The sequence below is a fragment of the Nonomuraea sp. NPDC050404 genome (assembly GCF_040655495.1).
Classification (GTDB): domain Bacteria; phylum Actinomycetota; class Actinomycetes; order Streptosporangiales; family Streptosporangiaceae; genus Nonomuraea.
On sequence record NZ_JBFAKB010000013.1, the window covers coordinates 233,402 to 250,389 of the forward strand.

Annotated in this window: 13 protein-coding genes; 5 read left to right on the forward strand and 8 right to left on the reverse strand. The window is 69.6% G+C overall.

Annotated features, from left to right (window positions below; translation table 11 throughout):
- Positions 1-45 precede the first annotated feature (45 nt).
- Positions 46-2,793: a tetratricopeptide repeat protein gene (locus tag AB0I81_RS33875; protein WP_360665024.1), complete on the reverse strand. Its 2,748-nt coding sequence runs from the start codon at positions 2,791-2,793 to the stop codon at positions 46-48.
- Between the two features lie 125 nt (positions 2,794-2,918).
- Positions 2,919-3,857 carry a GNAT family N-acetyltransferase gene (locus AB0I81_RS33880; protein WP_360665407.1) on the reverse strand — a complete coding sequence of 313 codons (939 nt, stop codon included), beginning with the start codon at positions 3,855-3,857 and terminating at the stop codon, positions 2,919-2,921.
- Positions 3,858-4,073: 216 nt separating this feature from the next.
- Here AB0I81_RS33880 and AB0I81_RS33885 point away from each other — a divergent pair, with 216 nt between their 5' ends.
- Together AB0I81_RS33885 and ilvA are read left to right on the forward strand one after the other, a co-directional pair.
- Entirely contained in the window at positions 4,074-5,207 is a 1,134-nt protein-coding gene (locus tag AB0I81_RS33885; RefSeq protein WP_360665027.1) for a ring-hydroxylating oxygenase subunit alpha, read from the forward strand.
- Positions 5,208-5,264: 57 nt separating this feature from the next.
- Positions 5,265-6,515, forward strand: coding sequence for a threonine ammonia-lyase IlvA (gene ilvA / locus AB0I81_RS33890; protein WP_360665030.1), 1,251 nt, complete (start codon positions 5,265-5,267; stop codon positions 6,513-6,515).
- Between the two features lie 16 nt (positions 6,516-6,531).
- On the opposite strand, the gene AB0I81_RS33895 is transcribed toward ilvA, so the two are convergent.
- Both AB0I81_RS33895 and AB0I81_RS33900 read right to left on the reverse strand, forming a co-directional pair.
- On the reverse strand, positions 6,532-7,887 hold the full coding sequence (locus tag AB0I81_RS33895) for a gluconate:H+ symporter (protein ID WP_360665033.1): 1,356 nt from the start codon (positions 7,885-7,887) through the stop codon (positions 6,532-6,534).
- A gap of 17 nt (positions 7,888-7,904) precedes the next feature.
- The gene (locus AB0I81_RS33900) at positions 7,905-9,638 is read right to left on the reverse strand and encodes an IlvD/Edd family dehydratase (RefSeq protein WP_360665036.1); all 1,734 of its coding nucleotides are present in this window, start codon (positions 9,636-9,638) and stop codon (positions 7,905-7,907) included.
- A 95-nt stretch (positions 9,639-9,733) separates the two neighbouring features.
- Here AB0I81_RS33900 and AB0I81_RS33905 point away from each other — a divergent pair, with 95 nt between their 5' ends.
- Complete coding sequence (locus AB0I81_RS33905) at positions 9,734-10,369, forward strand: GntR family transcriptional regulator (protein WP_360665038.1); 636 nt, start codon at positions 9,734-9,736, stop codon at positions 10,367-10,369.
- Positions 10,370-10,465: 96 nt separating this feature from the next.
- On the opposite strand, the gene AB0I81_RS33910 is transcribed toward AB0I81_RS33905, so the two are convergent.
- Entirely contained in the window at positions 10,466-11,605 is a 1,140-nt protein-coding gene (locus tag AB0I81_RS33910; protein WP_360665040.1) for an NAD(P)/FAD-dependent oxidoreductase, read from the reverse strand.
- A gap of 121 nt (positions 11,606-11,726) precedes the next feature.
- On the opposite strand from AB0I81_RS33910, the gene AB0I81_RS33915 reads away from it, so the two are divergent.
- Positions 11,727-12,305: a helix-turn-helix domain-containing protein gene (locus tag AB0I81_RS33915; protein WP_360665043.1), complete on the forward strand. Its 579-nt coding sequence runs from the start codon at positions 11,727-11,729 to the stop codon at positions 12,303-12,305.
- Positions 12,306-12,516: 211 nt separating this feature from the next.
- Positions 12,517-13,515: an LLM class flavin-dependent oxidoreductase gene (locus tag AB0I81_RS33920; protein WP_360665046.1), complete on the forward strand. Its 999-nt coding sequence runs from the start codon at positions 12,517-12,519 to the stop codon at positions 13,513-13,515.
- Between the two features lie 58 nt (positions 13,516-13,573).
- Here AB0I81_RS33920 and AB0I81_RS33925 read toward each other — a convergent pair whose 3' ends face one another.
- The 3 genes from AB0I81_RS33925 to AB0I81_RS33935 all read right to left on the reverse strand — a co-directional run bounded on the left by AB0I81_RS33925 (position 13,574) and on the right by AB0I81_RS33935 (position 16,888).
- On the reverse strand, positions 13,574-14,461 hold the full coding sequence (locus AB0I81_RS33925) for a carbohydrate ABC transporter permease (protein ID WP_360665049.1): 888 nt from the start codon (positions 14,459-14,461) through the stop codon (positions 13,574-13,576).
- Entirely contained in the window at positions 14,458-15,384 is a 927-nt protein-coding gene (locus AB0I81_RS33930) for a sugar ABC transporter permease (protein ID WP_360665052.1), read from the reverse strand. The genes AB0I81_RS33925 and AB0I81_RS33930 overlap by 4 nt, the downstream gene beginning before the upstream one ends.
- 148 nt (positions 15,385-15,532) lie before the next feature.
- Positions 15,533-16,888, reverse strand: coding sequence for an extracellular solute-binding protein (locus tag AB0I81_RS33935; protein WP_360665055.1), 1,356 nt, complete (start codon positions 16,886-16,888; stop codon positions 15,533-15,535).
- Positions 16,889-16,988: the final 100 nt, after the last annotated feature.

The window sequence follows — 16,988 nt, forward strand, 5'->3', positions numbered from 1 at the left end:
CTTGTAAGGACAGTACCCTTACGAGCGTAAGGCGGGCAAGGGCTCTCACTCGAGCAGCAATGCGAGAAGGCGCTTCAGCCTGCGGCTGTGCGGGAACTCCGCGCCACTTTCCGCCGCCTTCTCCACGGCGTCCCTGGCAGCGGCGACGCACGCGGGTTTCGCCGCCTCGTAGTCCGGCTCCAGGCGAGCCCGCGCGTGCGCCCTCTCCATCTCCTCCTCCAGCCCCAGGTACGCGTATGACCGGGCCACCTCCAGCAACCCGGCGGCGGCATCCTCGCTTCCCGGGACGATCCGCCGCTCCTTGCGCAGCAGTTCCACGCGCATGGCGGCGGTCAGATATTCGGGCTCTTCCGACAACGCGATCGCGTACATCACCTCGAGGGAGCTCGGCAGCCCCAGGTGGTAGAGCCGGTACGCCCAGTCGAACTCGGCATCCTCCTCCTCGGGCCGCCCGCCGTCGAACTGGGCCGCCCGCCTGAGGCCGCGGGCCCAGTCGCGCTCCGGCTCGATGCGCAGGACCTCATCGAGATCCGCCAGCACCGCCCGGTAGCGGCCGGCCGCGCGGTGCAGCAGCGCCCGGGACGCCAGTGCGACCACATCGCCGGGGTCCTCCGAGATCTCCTGGCTGAGGGTTTCGAGTTCCTTGGCGCACGCCTCCTCGTCCGCGGCGATCTTCCACAGGTTCGCCCAGCCGTCCAGGGCCTCGACGAACTCCCCGGGATCCTCGGCCGCGTGCGACCACGTACCCATCACCAGGGCGTGCGCGCCCAGCGCGAACATCTCGGCGGGACCGAGACACAGCAGAAACACCTGGTCGCGGAGCGACACGGCCACGTCGAGGTCCGGGTTCAGCTCGATCGCCCTGTCGAGGTCCGCGAGTGCCTCCTCGTAGCGGTGCAGGTCAACGTAGGTGAAGGCGCGGGAGACGAGGGCACGCGCATAGCCCGGATCCCGTTCGAGGGCACGGTTGTAATCAGCTACCGCTTCGTCGTGCATCTCCATCGACGCGTAGGACTGGCCGCGCACCAGGTACAGCAGGGTCGTGTCGTCACCGAGCTCGACGGCCCTGGTCAGGTCCGCGCACGCCTCCTCGTCGCGATCCAGCACGGAGTGGGTGAGCCCGCGCTTGCGCAGGGCGGAGCCGTTGTCCGGGTCGAGCTCGATCGCCCGGTCCAGGTCGGCCAGCGCGCTCTCGTAGCGTTCGAGATAGAAGTACGCATCGCCTCGCTCGGTGTACGCCTCGCTGCTGGTGGGGTCGAGCGCGACCGCCCGGTCGAGGTCGGTCAGCGCCTCCGCGTAGCGGCACATGTCCTTCAGCACGGTACCGCGCAGCAGGATGAAGGCGACGCCGTCATTTCCGCGAGCGATCGCCTTGTCCAGCTCGGACAGCGCCTCCTCGTCGCGGTCCTGGAAGTACAGGACCTCGCTGCGAAACAGGCGCGCGTCCGCCTGCTCCGGGTCGAGTTCGATCGCCCGGTCCAGGTCCGCGAGTGCCTCCGGCTCTCTTCCCAGGACCCAGTGGACACGACCGCGGGCCTTGTAGGCGTAGGCCGTCTCGAGGCCGAGTTCGATCGCCGTGGTGAGGTCGGCCAGGGCCTCCTCACCGCGTCCCACCGCGTCCAGCAGAGCGGCGCGCCCGGTGTAACTCCAATAGCGGTCCGGCTCCAGCTCGATCGCCCGGGTGTAGTCCCGCACCGCCTCCTCCTGGCGGTCGTCCCAGCAAATGCCTCCCCGCTCCTCGTACGCCTTGGCGTCATCGGGGTCGAGCTCGATGGCGCGGTTCAGATCCGCCAGAGCGTCCTCGGTACGGCCCAGTCGCTCGTAGAGGCAGCCGCGCTCGCGATACCCGTCACCGTCGTCGGGAACGCGGGCGATGTAGTGGTCGTAGTCAGCCATCGCCTCGTCGTGACGACCCAGCTCAGAGTAGACGTCGCCACGGTACAGGTAGGACGTGTCGAAGTCGGGGCGGAGCTCGATGGCGCGGTTCAGGTCGGCGAGCGCCTCCCCGTGATTCTCGACGCCGCTGAACATGAGAGAGCGTTCGACATGTGCGCTGAGATGATCCGGTTCGAGGTCGATCACACGGGTCAGATCCATGATCGCCTCTGGGCACCTGCCGATCATGGCGAAAGCCCGCGACCGTCCGAGGTGGGCCCCGACGTGGTCAGGGCTGAGCCTGATCGCCCGGGTGAAATCGGCCAGCGCCTCCTCCATGCGCTCCAGGAGCCGGTTGACGCGACCGCGTTCCACCAAGGTGGACACATACTCGGGGTCCAGTTCGAAGGCGCGGTCGAAGTCGGCGAGCGCCGGCTCGTACCGCTCCGCGAACGCGTGCATCCTGCCTCTGTCGTAGTGCGCCATGACGTCGTCGCCATCTAGCTCGATGGCCCGGGTCAGCTCGGCGAGCGCCTCCTCGTCCCGGTCCAGCAGCCAGCAGGCCAGCCCGCGATAGCGCCGGATGAAAGAGTCCTCGTCACCGAGTTCGAGCGCCTTGTCCAGATCCGCGAGAGCGTCCCGGTAATCTTCCAACCGGTAGCGAAGGGCTCCTCGCTCACCCCAGACCCACTGCAGTCCGGGGTCGAGTGCGATCGCACGGTCCAGGTCCGCCAGTGCCTGCGCGTCATGCCTCAGCGCCTTGTACGCCTGACCGCGCGAACCCAGTGCGTAGGCGTATTCGGGAGCGAGCTCGATGGCCCGCGTGAAACAGTCGATCGCCTCGGCGTGCCGCCCTTCCAGGCGGTGGGCCTCCCCCTGCTCCGCCAGCTCCTCAGGCCCCACATTACGAAAAATCATCCCCTTCACCCCCGTCGTTTGAACGATCGCCCGCACGAAATCATCCCCGGCACGATTTCGCTCCAGAAGTTCGTCTGAAGGGTGGCTGAGCTGGGCGGGGAGGTCTTCCCCGCCCATTTCCCGGCTCAGTTCCAGGTCATATGAATTGTTCGCTCAAAATCGAAGTATCCGGCGCGACGGAAGGCGTCAGCCATGGGAGTGTTGCCGAGATCCGTGGCCGCCCTGATGCGCGGCACGTCCTGCGCGGCGAGAATGCGGGTGCCTTCGGCGAGGATCTCGTCGATGTAGCCGTTGCCCCGGTGCGCGGGCAGCACGGCGAGGTAGCCGATGACGGGGTTGTAGTCATTGCGGGCCGGGGTGACGAACCCCACCGGCTCGCCGTCCGGCAGGGTCGCGATCCGCCACCAGTCCCGCGGGCTGCGGTAGTGCGCGAGTTCGTCCTCGTAGTGCCGTACGGCCGCCTCGCGGGCGGACATCCGGGTCAGGTCGTCCCTGCTGTGCGCGTCGAGCGTCCCGTCCAGGACCAGCGTCATCAGGTGGATGATCTCCTCGGTGTCGCGGACCGGCCGGAACGCCAGGCGCCCGCCCGGCCCGGGGATCGGCGTCCCCGGACGCCACTCCAGGCGCAGCCGTTCGACGAACAGGCGGGCGCCGGTCCGTTCCAGCGCGGCCATGCGGTCCTTGACGACGCACTCGGCCGCCACGACTTCGCGCCAGTCGGGTGGGATGTTGCGGATGTACGCGGGCGGCCGGGCCCCCGCCGGGACGACGCCGGCCATGGCGGTCCGCAGCAGCCGCACGCCGGCGTCCACCCGATCCGGGACGCTGTCGTCGAGGTCGAAGACGTCCAGCAGGGAGGGTGTGTCCTCGCCGGTCCGGCCCCACCAGGCGGCCCTGGCCAGCAGGTGGTCGCCGCGCAGGGCGACCCACAACCATTCCGGCCGGCGGCGGCCGGCGTCCAGGTCGTCGGCCAGTTCGTCGTTCAGGACGTAGGGCAGGCGGGAGAAGAGGTCGAGTTCGTCGCGCCCGGTGATCGGGCGGATGGTCAGGTCGTTCAGGTTCACGGTCAAAGCACTCTCCGATGGAGGCGCCTGTCCGTTCCGGGGTCAGACGCGGGTCGCGCCCCGGGAGGAAACAAGCGCAGTGATCATGGACGTCATGGGCTTATCCCTCCTCTCAGATGTCGTGGCCGAAATATCTATCGGATTGCCGGCCGCCGCGCAAACTCCTTGAACCACGACCATCTTGATTATTAGTCTCATCGTGACCCTGGAGGTACGGTGACCCCCGCCTTCGACCAGATCTCCGCCGGATACGACCCCGATCCCGCGCGGTCGATGTCGTTGCACGCCGACGCCTACACCGATCCGAAGTGGTTCGACGTCGACCAGCGAGCCATCTTCGCCCGTACGTGGCAGTGGTTGTGCCACGTGGAGAAGCTGCGGGAGCCCGGGAGCTACGTGACGGGCACGGTGGCGGGCATGCCGATCGTCGCCGTCCGGGACGAGGCCGGCACGCTGCGGGCGTTCTACAACGTGTGCAAGCACCGGGCGCACGAACTGCTGTCCGGTTCCGGGGTCCGGCGCGGCATCGTGTGCCCGTACCACGCCTGGACCTACGACCTGAGCGGACGGTTGCGGCGGGCCCGCAACACCGGCGGCATGCCGGAGTTCGACGCCGGCGCGGTGTGCCTGGACCGGATCCAGGTCGCCGAGTTCGCCGGCATGGTCTACGTCAACCTCGACCCCGGTGCGGCCCCGCTGGAGGTGCAGAGCGGGAGGCTGGCGGCGGAGATCGAGGAGCGGGCGCCGGACGTGGCCAAGCTCACCCTGGCCCGCCGGCTCACCTACGACATCGCCTCCAACTGGAAGAACGTCGTGGACAACTTCCTGGAGTGCTACCACTGCCACGTGGCGCACAAGGACTTCGTGTCCCTGGTGGACATGAGCACGTACCAGGTGACCACGTACGGGATCTACTCCAGTCACATGGCGCGCGCGGGCGCGACGGAGAACTCCGCCTACGACGTGTCGGGGGCGACGGTCACCGAGCACGCGGTCTGGTGGTTGTGGCCCAGCACCTGCCTGCTGCGCTATCCCGGGCGCGGGAACTTCATGGTGTTGCAGATCATCCCCGTCGGACCCGAGCGCACCCGTGAGACGTGGGACTTCTACCTGGAGACCGCCGAGCCCGACGCGGCCGAGCAGGACAGCATCCGTTACATCGACGAGGTGCTCCAGGTCGAGGACATCGCCCTGGTGGAGAGCGTGCAACGCGGGATGCGCACGCCCGCGTTCACCCAGGGGAAGATCGTGTACGACCCCGCCGGGTCCGGGTTGTCGGAGCACGCGGTCCACCATTTCCACGGCCTCGTCCTGGACGCCTACCGGCGTGAGCTGGGCGGTTCTGGCTGAGCGGGGAGCGCGGCAGGAATAGCATGGCCTGGTGGGATCGTTGTGCCAGGAGTGTCCATGAGCAACCGCCTAACCGCCGCGATGATCAGCCAGGCGGCCGACAGGTTGCGGCCGGTGATCCGCCGTACCGCGCTGGAGCCCAACGAGCGGCTGTCCGGCCTGCTCGGCGGCCAGGTGCTGCTCAAGCGCGAGGACGCGCAGGTCTGCCGCTCCTACAAGGTGCGCGGCGCGTTCAACCTGATCGCCTCGCTCACCGAGGAGGAACGGCGGCGCGGCGTGGTCTGCGCGAGCGCCGGCAACCACGGGCAGGGCGTCGCGTTCGCCTGCGCGCGCCTGGGGATCAGCGGTCGCGTGTACGTCCCGTCCACCACGCCACGGCAGAAGCGTGAGCGCATCGCGGCGCTCGGCGGCGACCGGGTGGAGGTCGTGGTCGGCGGCGGCAGCTACGACGAGGCGAGCAGCGCCGCGCACGCCGACAGCGATCTGTCCGGAACCGTCTACGTGCACCCGTTCGACGACGTCAGGACGATGGCCGGGCAGGGCACGGTCGGCCTGGAGCTCCTGACGCAGTGCGGCGACAAGCCGGGCACCGTGGTCGTCCCGGTCGGCGGCGGCGGCCTGATCAGCGGCATCGCCGTCTGGCTGCGCGAGCACTCCCCCGCCACCCGCATCGTGGGCGCCGAGCCCGCCGGAGCGGCCAGCATGCGCGCCGCCCTCGACCACGGCGGGCCCCTCGCCCTGCCCGAGCTGGACACCTTCGTGGACGGCGCCGCCGTCGGCCGGGTGGGCGAGACCACCTTCCCGCTGGTCAAGGACCTGGTGGACGAGGTCGTCGCGGTCGATGAGGGTGCGATCTGCACCGAGATGCTGGATCTCTACCAGACCGACGGCATCATCGCCGAACCCGCCGGGGCGCTGGCCGGCGCGGCGGCCCGCGAGCTGCTGCCGCCCGCCTCGCAGGGTCCCGTGGTGTGCGTGGTGTCGGGCGGCAACAACGACGTCAGCCGGTACAACGAGGTGCTCGAACGTTCCCTCGTGCACATCGGGCTGCGGCACTACTTCCTGGTCACCTTCCCGCAGCGGCCCGGCGCGCTGCGCCACTTCCTGGATGAGGTCCTGGGTGAGGGCGAGGACATCATCGCCTTCGAGTACGTCAAGAAGAACAACCGCGAGACCGGCCCCGCGCTCGTCGGCATCGAGCTCGAACAGGCCGGCGATCTCGACAGCCTGCTGGTCCGCATGAAGGCCGGCCCGCTCACCGTCGAACGCATCCCGCCGGGCTCGCCGCTGTTCACCTTCATCCTCTAGGTGACGAAGGCATCCTCTAGGTCACGAAGGCGCTCAGGACGAGGACCGCGGCGAAGCCCGTCAGCCCGACCGTGGTCTTCATGACCGTCCACGACTTCAGCGTGTCGGCGACCGACATGCCGAAGTAGCGGTTGGCCATCCAGAAGCCGGAGTCGTTGACGTGCGAGTACGCCGCGCCGCCGCAGGCGATCGCGATGGAGGTCAGCGCGACCATCGCCGGGCTCGCCTGCATGGCCTGGGCCAGCGGCGCGGTGAAGGTCGCGCCGGTGACCATGGCGACCATGCCGGAGCCCTGGCAGATCCGCATCACCGAAGAGACCAGGAAGCCGAACAACACCAGCGGGATGCCGGCGTTCTTCATCGCCGCCGCCATCACCTCGCCCAGCCCCGACTCGACCAGGACACCGCCGAAGACGCTGCCGGCCCCGGTGACCAGGATGATCATGCCGGCGGGGGCGAGCGCGGCGGTGGCCATCTTCTGCAGCCGGTCGGGGGGCAGGCCGCGCCGTACGCCGAAGAACCACAACGTGTAGAGGGCGGTGAGCAGCAGGGCGATGACCGGGTGGCCGATGAAGGTGAGGACCGTGCGCGCCGCCGTACCCTCGGCGAGCGCGTTCTTGCCGATCGTGCCGAGCACGATCAGCACCAGCGGCAACATCAGGGCGCCCAGCACCGAGGCGAAGCTCGGCAGCCGCGGTGAGTCCTCGCCGGCGTGATCGGCCGCGGCGTCCAGTTCCTCGGGGACGGGCACGAAGATGCGCTTGCTGATGAAGCGGCCGAACAGCGGGCCGCCCACGAGGACGGCGGGGATGCCGCAGATGACGCCGAACATGATGACCAGGCCGAGGTCGGCCTTGAGGATGCCGGTGGCGGCCAGCGGCCCGGGTGCGGGCGGCATGAACGTGTAGGCGCAGCTCAGGCCGGCGCACAGCGGGATGCCGTAGTACAGCAGGGACTTGCCGGTCCGTTTGGCGACGCCGTACAACATCGGGACCAGGATGACGATCGCCACGTCGATGTAGACCGAGATCGCGACCAGGAAGCCGGCCAGGCCGAGGCCGTAGGCGATGTTGCGGTCGGAGAAGCGGCCGGCCAGCGTGGTGGCGATACGTTCGGCGGCGCCGGACTGCTGTAGCACGGTGCCGAAGATGGCGCCGAGTCCGATCACCAGGGCGAGCTGGCCGAGGCCGCCGCCCATCTCGTCCACGACGACCTCCATCAGCTTGTCCGGCCCCATGCCCACGGCGAGGCCGAACAGGATGCTGGTCACCAGCAGCGCGAGGAATTCCTGGAACTTGAACTTGATGACGAGCAGGAGCAGCACCGCGATCGCGAACACGGCGGCGATGAGCGTCCAGGTGGTGGTGTCCAAGGGGGGCTCCTGAGAGGTCAGCCGGCGGCGCGGGGAACGGTGCCGCGGGGGGTCTCCGCCTGCAGGAATCGGAAGTCGCAGCCCTCTTCCGCCTGGGTGACCTCATCCACGTAGAGCTTGCGGTAGCCGCGTCCCGGCCGGGGCGCGGGCCGCGCGGAGTGCTGCTCGGCGCGCCGGGTCAGCTCGGCGTCGGGCACTTCGAGCCGCAACACCCGGTCGGCGACGCTGAGCCTGATCAGGTCGCCGTCCCGTACGTGCTGGAGCGTTCCACCCGCTGCCGCCTCCGGCGAGACGTGCAGCACGATCGTGCCGGCGGCGGTGCCGGACATGCGGCCGTCGGAGATGCGGACCATGTCCTTCACGCCCTGCCTGGCCAGCTTGCGCGGAATCGGGATGTAGCCGGCCTCCGGCATGCCCGGCGCCCCGATCGGGCCGATGTTCTTCAGCACCAGGATGTCGTCCGCGGCCACGTCGAGGTCCTCGGAGTCGATGCGGGCGGCCAGGTCGGCCGCGTTCTCGAAGACGACCGCGCGTCCGGTGTGCTCCAGCAGGTCCGGGTTCGCGGCGGCCTGCTTGATGATCGCGCCGCCCGGGGCGAGGTTGCCGCGCAGCACGGCGATGCCGCCGGCCGGGTAGATCGGGTCCTGCCTGGTCCTGATGACGTCCTGCGGGAACGCCGCGGGCGCGTTGTCGAGCTCCTCCCCCAGGGTGCGGCCGGTGACCGTGAGCGCGTCGAGGTTGAGCAGGTCACGGAGCTGGTTCAGCAGTTGCGGTACGCCGCCCGCCCGGTGCAGGTCCTCCATGTAGTGGCTGCCCGCCGGCTTGAGGTTGACCAGGACGGGGGTCTCCCTGCTCATCTGGTCGAACAGGTCGAGGTCGAGGGAGAAGCCGAGGCGGCCGGCGATCGCGGCCAGGTGCACCAGGCCGTTGGTCGAGCCGCCGAGGGCGAGCAGCACGCGCAGCGCGTTCTCGAACGCCTCCTGGGTCAGGATCTTGTCGACGGTCAGGCCCTCGGCGGCCAGCTCGACCGCGCGGCGGCCGGTGAGCTCGGCGATCCGCATCCGGTCGGCGGTCACCGCGGGCGGGGTGGCGCTGCCGGGCAGCGCGATGCCCGCGGCCTCCGCGACGCAGGCCATCGTGCTCGCCGTGCCCGCCACCGAGCAGGTGCCGACGCTGCCCACCAGCCTGCCGTTGACCTCGGCGATCTCCTCGTCGTCGATCTCTTCGGCCCGGTAGCGGCCCCAGAACGCGCGGCAGTCGGTGCACGCGCCGACCGTACGGCCACGGTGCGAGCCGGTCAGCATCGAGCCGGTGACGAGCTGGATGGCCGGCTTGCCCGCCGAGGCCGCGCCCATGAGCTGGGCGGGCACGGTCTTGTCGCAACCGCCGATGAGGACGACCGCGTCCACCGGCAGCGCCCTGATCATCTCCTCGGTGTCCATCGACATGAGGTTGCGCAGGAACATGCTGGTCGGGTACGTGAAGCTCTCGTGCAGCGAGATCGTCGGGAACTCCACGGGGAAGCCGCCGGCCAGCATCACGCCGCGCTTCACCGCCTCGACGAGCTGCGGCATGTTGCCGTGGCAGGGGTTGAATCCGCTGCCGGTGTCGACCACGCCCACCACGGTGCGGTCCAGCGCGTCATCGGTGTATCCGGCGCCCTTGATGAACGCCTTGCGCAGGAAGAGAGCGAACTCCTCGTCACCGTAGTTGACGAGGTTGCCGCGCATCCCGGCGGGCTCGGCCGTCATGGCACAACTCCATTATTGATAATGTTGGCGATAATATTCCGGACAGTGAACCACGTCACCCCACATCTGGACAAATGCTGCGAGATGATTGCTCTGTGACCGTGACCCGGCCGGATGTCGCCGACCTGATCGAGGAGGAGATCGTCCTCGGTCTGCGCTACCCCAGGGAGCGGCTCGTCGAGGACGAGCTGATGGCCCGCTTCGAAGCCAAGCGCCACGTCGTACGGCGCGCGCTGCAGGACCTGGAGAGCCGCGGGCTGGTCGAGCGCAAACCCAACGTGGGGGCTTTCGTCAAGGCGTTCACCGCCAAGGACGTGCGCGACATCTACGCGGTGCGCGAACTGCTGGAGGTGCACTGCGCCCGCATGATCGCCTTCCCGGTGGCCGCCGACCGCCTGGCCGAACTGGCCGTCATCCAGGAACGGCACGACGCCGCCGTCGAGGCGGGTGAGCTACGCGCCGTCGTACGCGCCAACATGGCCTTCCACCAGGCCCTCTTCGCCCTGTCCGACAACGCGGCGCTGGTCGCGGCGATCCGCACGCACGCCCAGCTGGCCCACGCCATCCGCTCGGTCACCGTGACCTCCGCCGAGTTCATGCGGCAGGCCAGGGCCGAGCACCAGACCATGATCCGCGCCCTGGCCGAGCAGGACACCGACCTGCTCGCCGAGACCTGCCGCGCCCACCTCCTCCCCTCCCGCGACGCCTACCTGCGCCGCCTCGGTTCCTGACGGCGGCGGCGGGACAGCCGTTATCAGCGGTTCCCGAGGGCGGCGGAACGGCCGCTCTCAGCGGTTCCCGAGGGCGGCGGGACAGCCGTTCTCGCGCTACGCGCCGAGTCTGGTGCGCCTCGCGAGCTGGGCGGCGGCCTGGCGGCGCAGGCGGCGGGCGACGTGGCGGGCGTCCGGGCCGGCCCCCGCCAGCGATCCGGAGAACAACGAGTACTGCCCCTGCAGGCCCACGATGGCCAGGCCGGGATGGGTGGTGGACAGGCCGGCCCGCTGCATGGGCACGCCGTCGGCGTTCAGTGCGCCGATGGGCCGCAGGTAGTGCATCGCCCAGCGGTAGCCGGTGGCCAGGATGACGGTGTCCACATGCTCCGCGGGGTGGGCGGGCCAGTGCAGGCGGGTGCCGTCCGCGCGGGTGAACATCTCCCTGCGGTCGGGGTTGCCGCTGGCGAGCGCGTCCGCGTACCCGCCGGTCTCCAGCACCCCGCCCGTGCCGTTGTGGATCGTGTGCTGGGGGAAGAGGCGGCCGGTCGGCACCCGGCCGAGCTTGCCGGCCACGGTCCAGAAACGTGAGTCGCCCGGCGTCGGCTTGTTGTTGTAGAAGACCACCGGCTTGCGGGTGGCCAGGGTGACGCGGGCGTGCCCGGCGAGTTCGACGGCGATCTGCACGGCCGAGGTCGCCGCTCCCACGACGACGACGCGCTGCCCCTTGTAGTCGTCCGGGTTGCGGTAGTCGGACGAGTGCAGCACCGTCCCGGTGTAGCCTGCCAGGCCGGGCAGGTCGGGGCGGTGGGGGTTGTCGAACGCGCCCGTCGCCGCGACCACGAAAGGCGCCGTGTGCGTACTGCCGTCCCGCGTCTGTACGGCGAAGCCGCCCCCGTCCGCCGCCACCGAGGTCACCCGCCGGCCGGTGAGGATCTCGCAGTCGAGGCGGGCGGCGTAGGCCCGCAGGTAGTCCACGACCTCGTCGCGCGTGGGGAAGCCGTTGGGGTCGCCGGGGAAGGGCAGGCCGGGCAGCGCGTTGATGCGGGCCGGGGTGAACAGGCTGAGGCTGTCGTAGTAGCGCGGCCACGACCCGACCGGCTCCTTGCCCGCTTCCAGGATGACGGGGCGGAATCCGTGCTCGCGCAGCGCGTACGCCGCCGCCAGGCCCGACTGCCCGCCGCCGATCACGATCACCGAGGCCAGGCGGCGGCCATGCGAGCGCAGGATCTCGGGTGCGGGGGACTCGCTATACATCTGGCTCTCCGATCGGGACACTACTGCTAAGTATTGGTGCTTCCGACACCAAAATGGAACACTTCTGCCCCAAAAAATGTCAAGCGAGTTCTGTTCTGGTGGTGCGTGGTATATGTTTCGCATGGTTGTCGAGCGCCGCAGGTTGGAGAGCCGGGTCCGGTCACGGACGAGGCAGGCGATCATCAGGGCCGCCGTGGAGGTGCTGGGCGTCGACTCGGCCGCCTCGCTCAGCGACATCGCCGACGCCGCCGGCGTCAGCCGTACCACCGTGCACCGCTACTTCGCCGAGCGCGCCGACCTGCTGGAGGCGATCAGCCAGGACGCCCTGGAGCGGTTCGCCTTGGGCGCCGAGCGCGCCGACCTGGACACGGGCTCGGCGGCGGAGGCCCTCGACCGGCTGTGCCAGGAGTTGTTCGAGCTCGGCGACGTCGTACTGCTGCTGTTCAGCGAGCCGCAGCTGATCACCGGCTCGGAGTGGGAGGAGGAGAACGACGCCGACCGCGCCATGCGGCGGGTCGTCGAGCGCGGGCACCGGGAGGGCGCCATCGACCAGGAGTTGTCGCCGTCGTGGGTGGCGGAGATCGTCTGGCACCTGCTGTACGCGGCGTGGCGGCACACCAAGGACGGGGCGTCCAAGCACGAGTCGCTCCGGTTGTGCCTGCACAGCCTGCACAAGCTGATCACCCCGGCCACCCGCTGAACGGCGACCTCACGGGCGCGCCGCCGCCGGAGCCCGGTGGTGCGCGGGTTCGCGACGAACTGGTGGCGCGCGACCGGGAAAGCCGGGATATTTCGCTCGTATAGTCGATATAGCGGCTTATCGAGCCTCTCGTGGGGCTTCGGGCGCACGGTCGGCACCGGTGCCCGGCGACCGCGAGATGCCACGCGCGCGCACGATCACGGGGACTTTCATGAACTCATCGGTCTACCTGCTGATTCTCGGGGATCACCTGCCGGATCCACGTACCGGGCGGGCGCCCTCCGAGCCGGATCGTATCCGCGCCATGATCGACCAGGCGGTCGTGGCCGAGGAGGCCGGGTTCACCGGTGTGGCCATCGGCGAGCACCACTTCACCCGCTACATCATCTCCGCGCCCGAACTCCTGCTCGCCGCGATCGCGGCCCGCACGACCACGCTGCGCCTGTCCACCGGCGTCACCCTGCTGGCCCACCACGACCCCGTTCGGGTCGCGGAGAAGCTGGCCACCCTCGACGTGTTGTCCGGCGGGCGGGCCGAGCTCATCGTGGCGCGCGGCGTGTCCCGGGAGACCGACCTCGCCTTCGGCATCGCGCCGTCGGAGTTGCGGCCGCGCTTTCACGAATATCTGCGGCTGCTGCTGAAGTTGCTGCGGGAGGAGAACGTCACCTGGCGCGGTACGTTCCGCAGCCCCCTGGAGAACGTGACCACCATGCCGCGCCCGATCCAGCAGCCGCATCCGACGTTGTGGGTGGGCAGCGGGTCGGCGGCGTCCGTGGACTTCGCGGCCGAGTTGGGGATGCCGCTCATGTTGCCCAGCACCCTGCGCGATCCCGGCATATATGTGGACGTCGTGGCCGGTTACCGGCGTGCGGCGCCCGGCCGGGTGGCCTTACCCAGTCACGTGTTCGTCGCCGAGAACGACGCGCGGGAACGGTGGCGGCCCTATCTGGCGGCGTATGCCGCGTTCGCCAGCCCGTGGCGGGGCGATGGGCGGGCGGTGGACCTCGACAGGTTGATGGAGGGCGCGGCGATCTGCGGGGATCCCAGCGAGGTCGCCGATCGGCTCAACGCCCAGCAGAAGCTGCTGGGGCTGGACGCGCACCTGGTACTGATCGACATCGGGGGTCTGCCCCGGGAGGAGGTGCTGGCCGCGATCCGGCTGTTCGGCGAGAAGGTCATCCCCCAGCTCACCGACTCATCCCCCGCCTGAGGCACAGGCCCCGTACGCGAAGCGCCATCGCACGCGCGGCATGCCTCGATGTCCGCAATCACCCCTTGAGCCCGCCCGCGAGGAGGTCGGCGCGCCAGAAGCGCTGCAGGACCAGGACGAGGATGATCAGCGGGATGACGGCGACGGCCGAGCCCGTGATGACCAGCGAGTACAGGTCGCCGTCGCCCGCGCCCTTGCCCAGGAACGTGTACAGGCCCAGGGTGATGGGGTATTTGTCCTGGTCGGAGAGCATGATGAAGGGCAGCAGGAAGTTGTTCCAGATGCCGACGAACTGCAGCAGGAACACCGTGACGAGCCCCTGCATCATCATCGGCAGCACGATGGTGGTGAAGATGCGCAGCTCGCCGGCCCCGTCCAGGCGGGCCGCCTCCAGCGTGCTCTCCGGCACCGAGGCCACGGCGAAGACGCGGCACAGGAAGATGCCGAACGGGTTGATGATCACCGGCAGCAGCACCGACCAGTGCGTTCCCGCCAGGCCGACGCTCGCCAGCAGCAGGTACTGCGGGACGGCCAGCACGATGCCGGGAATCAGCACGCCGGCGAGGATGGCCGAGAACAGCACCTGGCGACCGCGGAAGCGGAACTTGGCCAGCGCGTAACCGGCCATGGCCGAGACCAGGGTGGACAGGACCGCGCCGAGGCCGGCGTACAGCAGGGAGTTGAGCCCCCACTTCCAGAACTGGCCGCCGCCGTACGCGCCGAGGGCGGCGAGGTTGTCCAGCAGGCCACTGCCGGGGGCGAAGGAGAAGGTGGTGAACAACTCGCGCGAGGTCTTGGAGGAGGCGATGACCACCCAGGCCACGGGGGTCAGGCAGTACAGCGCGCCGAGCAGCAGCACGGTCAGCGCCAGACGCGGGCGGCGCGGTCCTTTCGTGCGGCGGCGGTGGCTGAACTGGCGGTCGCCGGTGCTGGTCACAGCGGTCATGTGTGGTCTCCGAAGGTCCGGCGCTGGAAGAAACGCAGCAGGAGCAGCGAGATGGCCAGGATGCCCACGGCCAGCACCACGGAGGCGGCGGCGGCCCCGCCCAGGTTGTCGTTGGTGAACGCCTCCTGGTAGATCTTCATCAGGGGCACCCAGGTGGAGCTGATCGTGGTGGTCATCGGCCGCAGGGTGGCGGGTTCGCTGTAGAGCTGCAGGGTGCCGATCACGGAGAACAGGCCGGTGAGTACGAGCGCGGGCGCCACCAGCGGGATCTTGATGCGCAGGGCGATCTGCAGTTCGGTGGCCCCGTCGATGCGGGCCGCCTCGTACACGGAGGTGGGGATGGCCCGCAGCGACGTGAAGATGATGATCATGTTGAAGCCGACGCCGGACCACAGCGCGATGTTGGCCAGCGAGAAGTACAGGGCGGGGAAGCCGAAGAAGTCCAGCGGGCCGGCGCCCAACTGCCTGGCCAGGTAGGTGACCGGGCTGGTGCTGGGCAGGTAGAGGAAGCCCCACAGCAGGCTGGCGATCACGCCGGGCACCGCGTACGGCAGGAAGATCGCGGTACGCGAGAAGCCGCGGGCCCGCACCCTCGGGGTGTCCAGCAGCAGCGCGAACAGCAGGGCCAGGCCGAGCACGCTGGGGATCGAGATCGCGCCGTAGAGCAGCACCCGGCCGAGCCCGGCGACGTACTCGGGGTCGCCGAGGGCGGCGGCGTAGTGGTCGAAGCCGACGAAGGTCTCCACGCGCCGCCCGAACGCGCCTCCGCCCTCGACCCGGAAGCCGCGGAAGCTCAGGTAGATCGCGTAACCGATCGGAATGATCAGGAACAGGGTGAACAGCACGATCGCGGGCGAGGCGAACAACCATGGGGTGGCGACGGCACGCAGGCCCGGGCGCCGTCCTGAGGAGGTGGCGGGCATGAGATGTCCAGGTGGGTATCGAGCCGCGGGCGGCTACGGGGTAACGGTGTAGCGGATTTCTGCAGGTCCGGCTACGGGTGACGGTGTAGCCGGACTTCTGCAGGTCCGGCTACGGAGTGACGGTGTAGCCGGACTTCTGCAGGTCCGGCTACGGAGTGACGGTGTAGCCGGACTTCTGCAGGTCGGCGACGACGGCCTGCTGGGTGGCCTGGTACACCGCCCGGAAGGAGCCCTTGTCCAGCGCGGCCTTGTTGAGCGCGTCGCCGAAGGCGCTCTGGGCGACGTTCACGTTGGGCCCCCAGGTCACCGGGATGGTGGTGTTCTTGATCACCTGGTCGGTGACCTGGTAGAAGTCCTTCTGCTGCGGCATCAGCTGCGGCGGCTCGGCGCTCAGCGTCGCCTGGCGGCCGGCGTTCCCGCCGGGGAAGATGTCCACGTCGAGCAGCGACTTGCTGCCCTCATCCGAGGCGCCCAGCCAGGCGGCGAAGGCCGCGGCCTCCTTGGCGTGCTTCGACTTGGCCGGCACCAGGTACGCCGAGCCGCCCATGAACGGCACCGCCGCCTGTCCCTTCGTCCACTGCGGCAGGGGCGCGGACTCCCACTTGCCCGCCGTGTCCGGCGCCACCGAGTGGATCACACTCGGCGCCCAGGCCCCGGCGGCCCAGCTCAGGATCTTGCCGGTGTTGACCTTCGCATTCCACTCCGGCGTGAGCAGCGGCTCGACCTTGACCAGGTCCCGCTCCACGAGGTCCTGCCAGAAGTCGGCGGTCTTGAGCGATGCCTCGCCGCCGATGCCGACCTTCCACGCGCTGCCGTCGGTGCTCCACCACTGCGCGCCGGCCTGGGCGGCGTGGGCGGCGAAGAACTCGAGCTGGTTGGCGGCGAAGCTGGCGATGTAGGCGTCGGGGTCCTTCTCACGGATCCGCTCGGCGGCGTCGGCGTACTCCTCCCAGGTGGCAGGCACCTTGACGCCGTACTTGTCGAACAGGTCCTTGCGGTACGTGAGCACCATCGGGCCGATGTCCTGCGGCACGCCGTAGACCTGGTTGTTGAAGGTGGTCTGGGCCCAGATGTTGGCGTCCACGCCGGACTTGACGGAGGCCACGTCGGCGGTGATGTCCTTGACGGCTCCGGCCACCACCAGGGCGGGCACGCCCCGGTACTCGATCTGCACGACGTCGGGGGTGTCGCCTGCCTGGTCGGCGGCCAGCAGCTTGGCGGCGGTGTCGCTGGTGCCGCCGACCTCCGACAGCTTGATGGTGACGTTCGGGTTCTGCTGGTGGTACTTGTCGACGATCGCCTTGGCGGCCGCGTCGTTGCCCTTGAGGCTCCAGGTCCAGAACTCCAGCGTGACGGGCCCGCCGGCGCTCGCCGTACCCGGGGAGGCGGTGTCGCCTGACCCGCAGGCGGCCAGCGACGCCGTCAGAGCGACCGTCAGGGCGGCGGCGCCCAGGATCGTCCGGCGCCGTCGGCGTCGGGGCGAGGGCAGGGACGGTGGGGTCATGACGATCTCCTCGGACAGGTGGTGCGGCCGGCGGACTGCCGGGTCGTGCGTTGGGAACTAACCTGATGTTAACGTTGTCATTCTGTCAAGACCTCATTTG

Coding starts and splice junctions, on each gene's coding strand:
- AB0I81_RS33910 (WP_360665040.1), bottom strand. CDS start 11,605: ATGTATAGCGAGTCCCCCGCACCCGAGATCCTGCGCTCGCATGGCCGC.
- AB0I81_RS33920 (WP_360665046.1), top strand. CDS start 12,517: ATGAACTCATCGGTCTACCTGCTGATTCTCGGGGATCACCTGCCGGAT.
- AB0I81_RS33875 (WP_360665024.1), bottom strand. CDS start 2,793: ATGATTTTTCGTAATGTGGGGCCTGAGGAGCTGGCGGAGCAGGGGGAG.
- AB0I81_RS33930 (WP_360665052.1), bottom strand. CDS start 15,384: ATGCCCGCCACCTCCTCAGGACGGCGCCCGGGCCTGCGTGCCGTCGCC.
- AB0I81_RS33915 (WP_360665043.1), top strand. CDS start 11,727: ATGGTTGTCGAGCGCCGCAGGTTGGAGAGCCGGGTCCGGTCACGGACG.
- AB0I81_RS33935 (WP_360665055.1), bottom strand. CDS start 16,888: ATGACCCCACCGTCCCTGCCCTCGCCCCGACGCCGACGGCGCCGGACG.
- AB0I81_RS33900 (WP_360665036.1), bottom strand. CDS start 9,638: ATGACGGCCGAGCCCGCCGGGATGCGCGGCAACCTCGTCAACTACGGT.
- ilvA (WP_360665030.1), top strand. CDS start 5,265: ATGAGCAACCGCCTAACCGCCGCGATGATCAGCCAGGCGGCCGACAGG.
- AB0I81_RS33925 (WP_360665049.1), bottom strand. CDS start 14,461: ATGACCGCTGTGACCAGCACCGGCGACCGCCAGTTCAGCCACCGCCGC.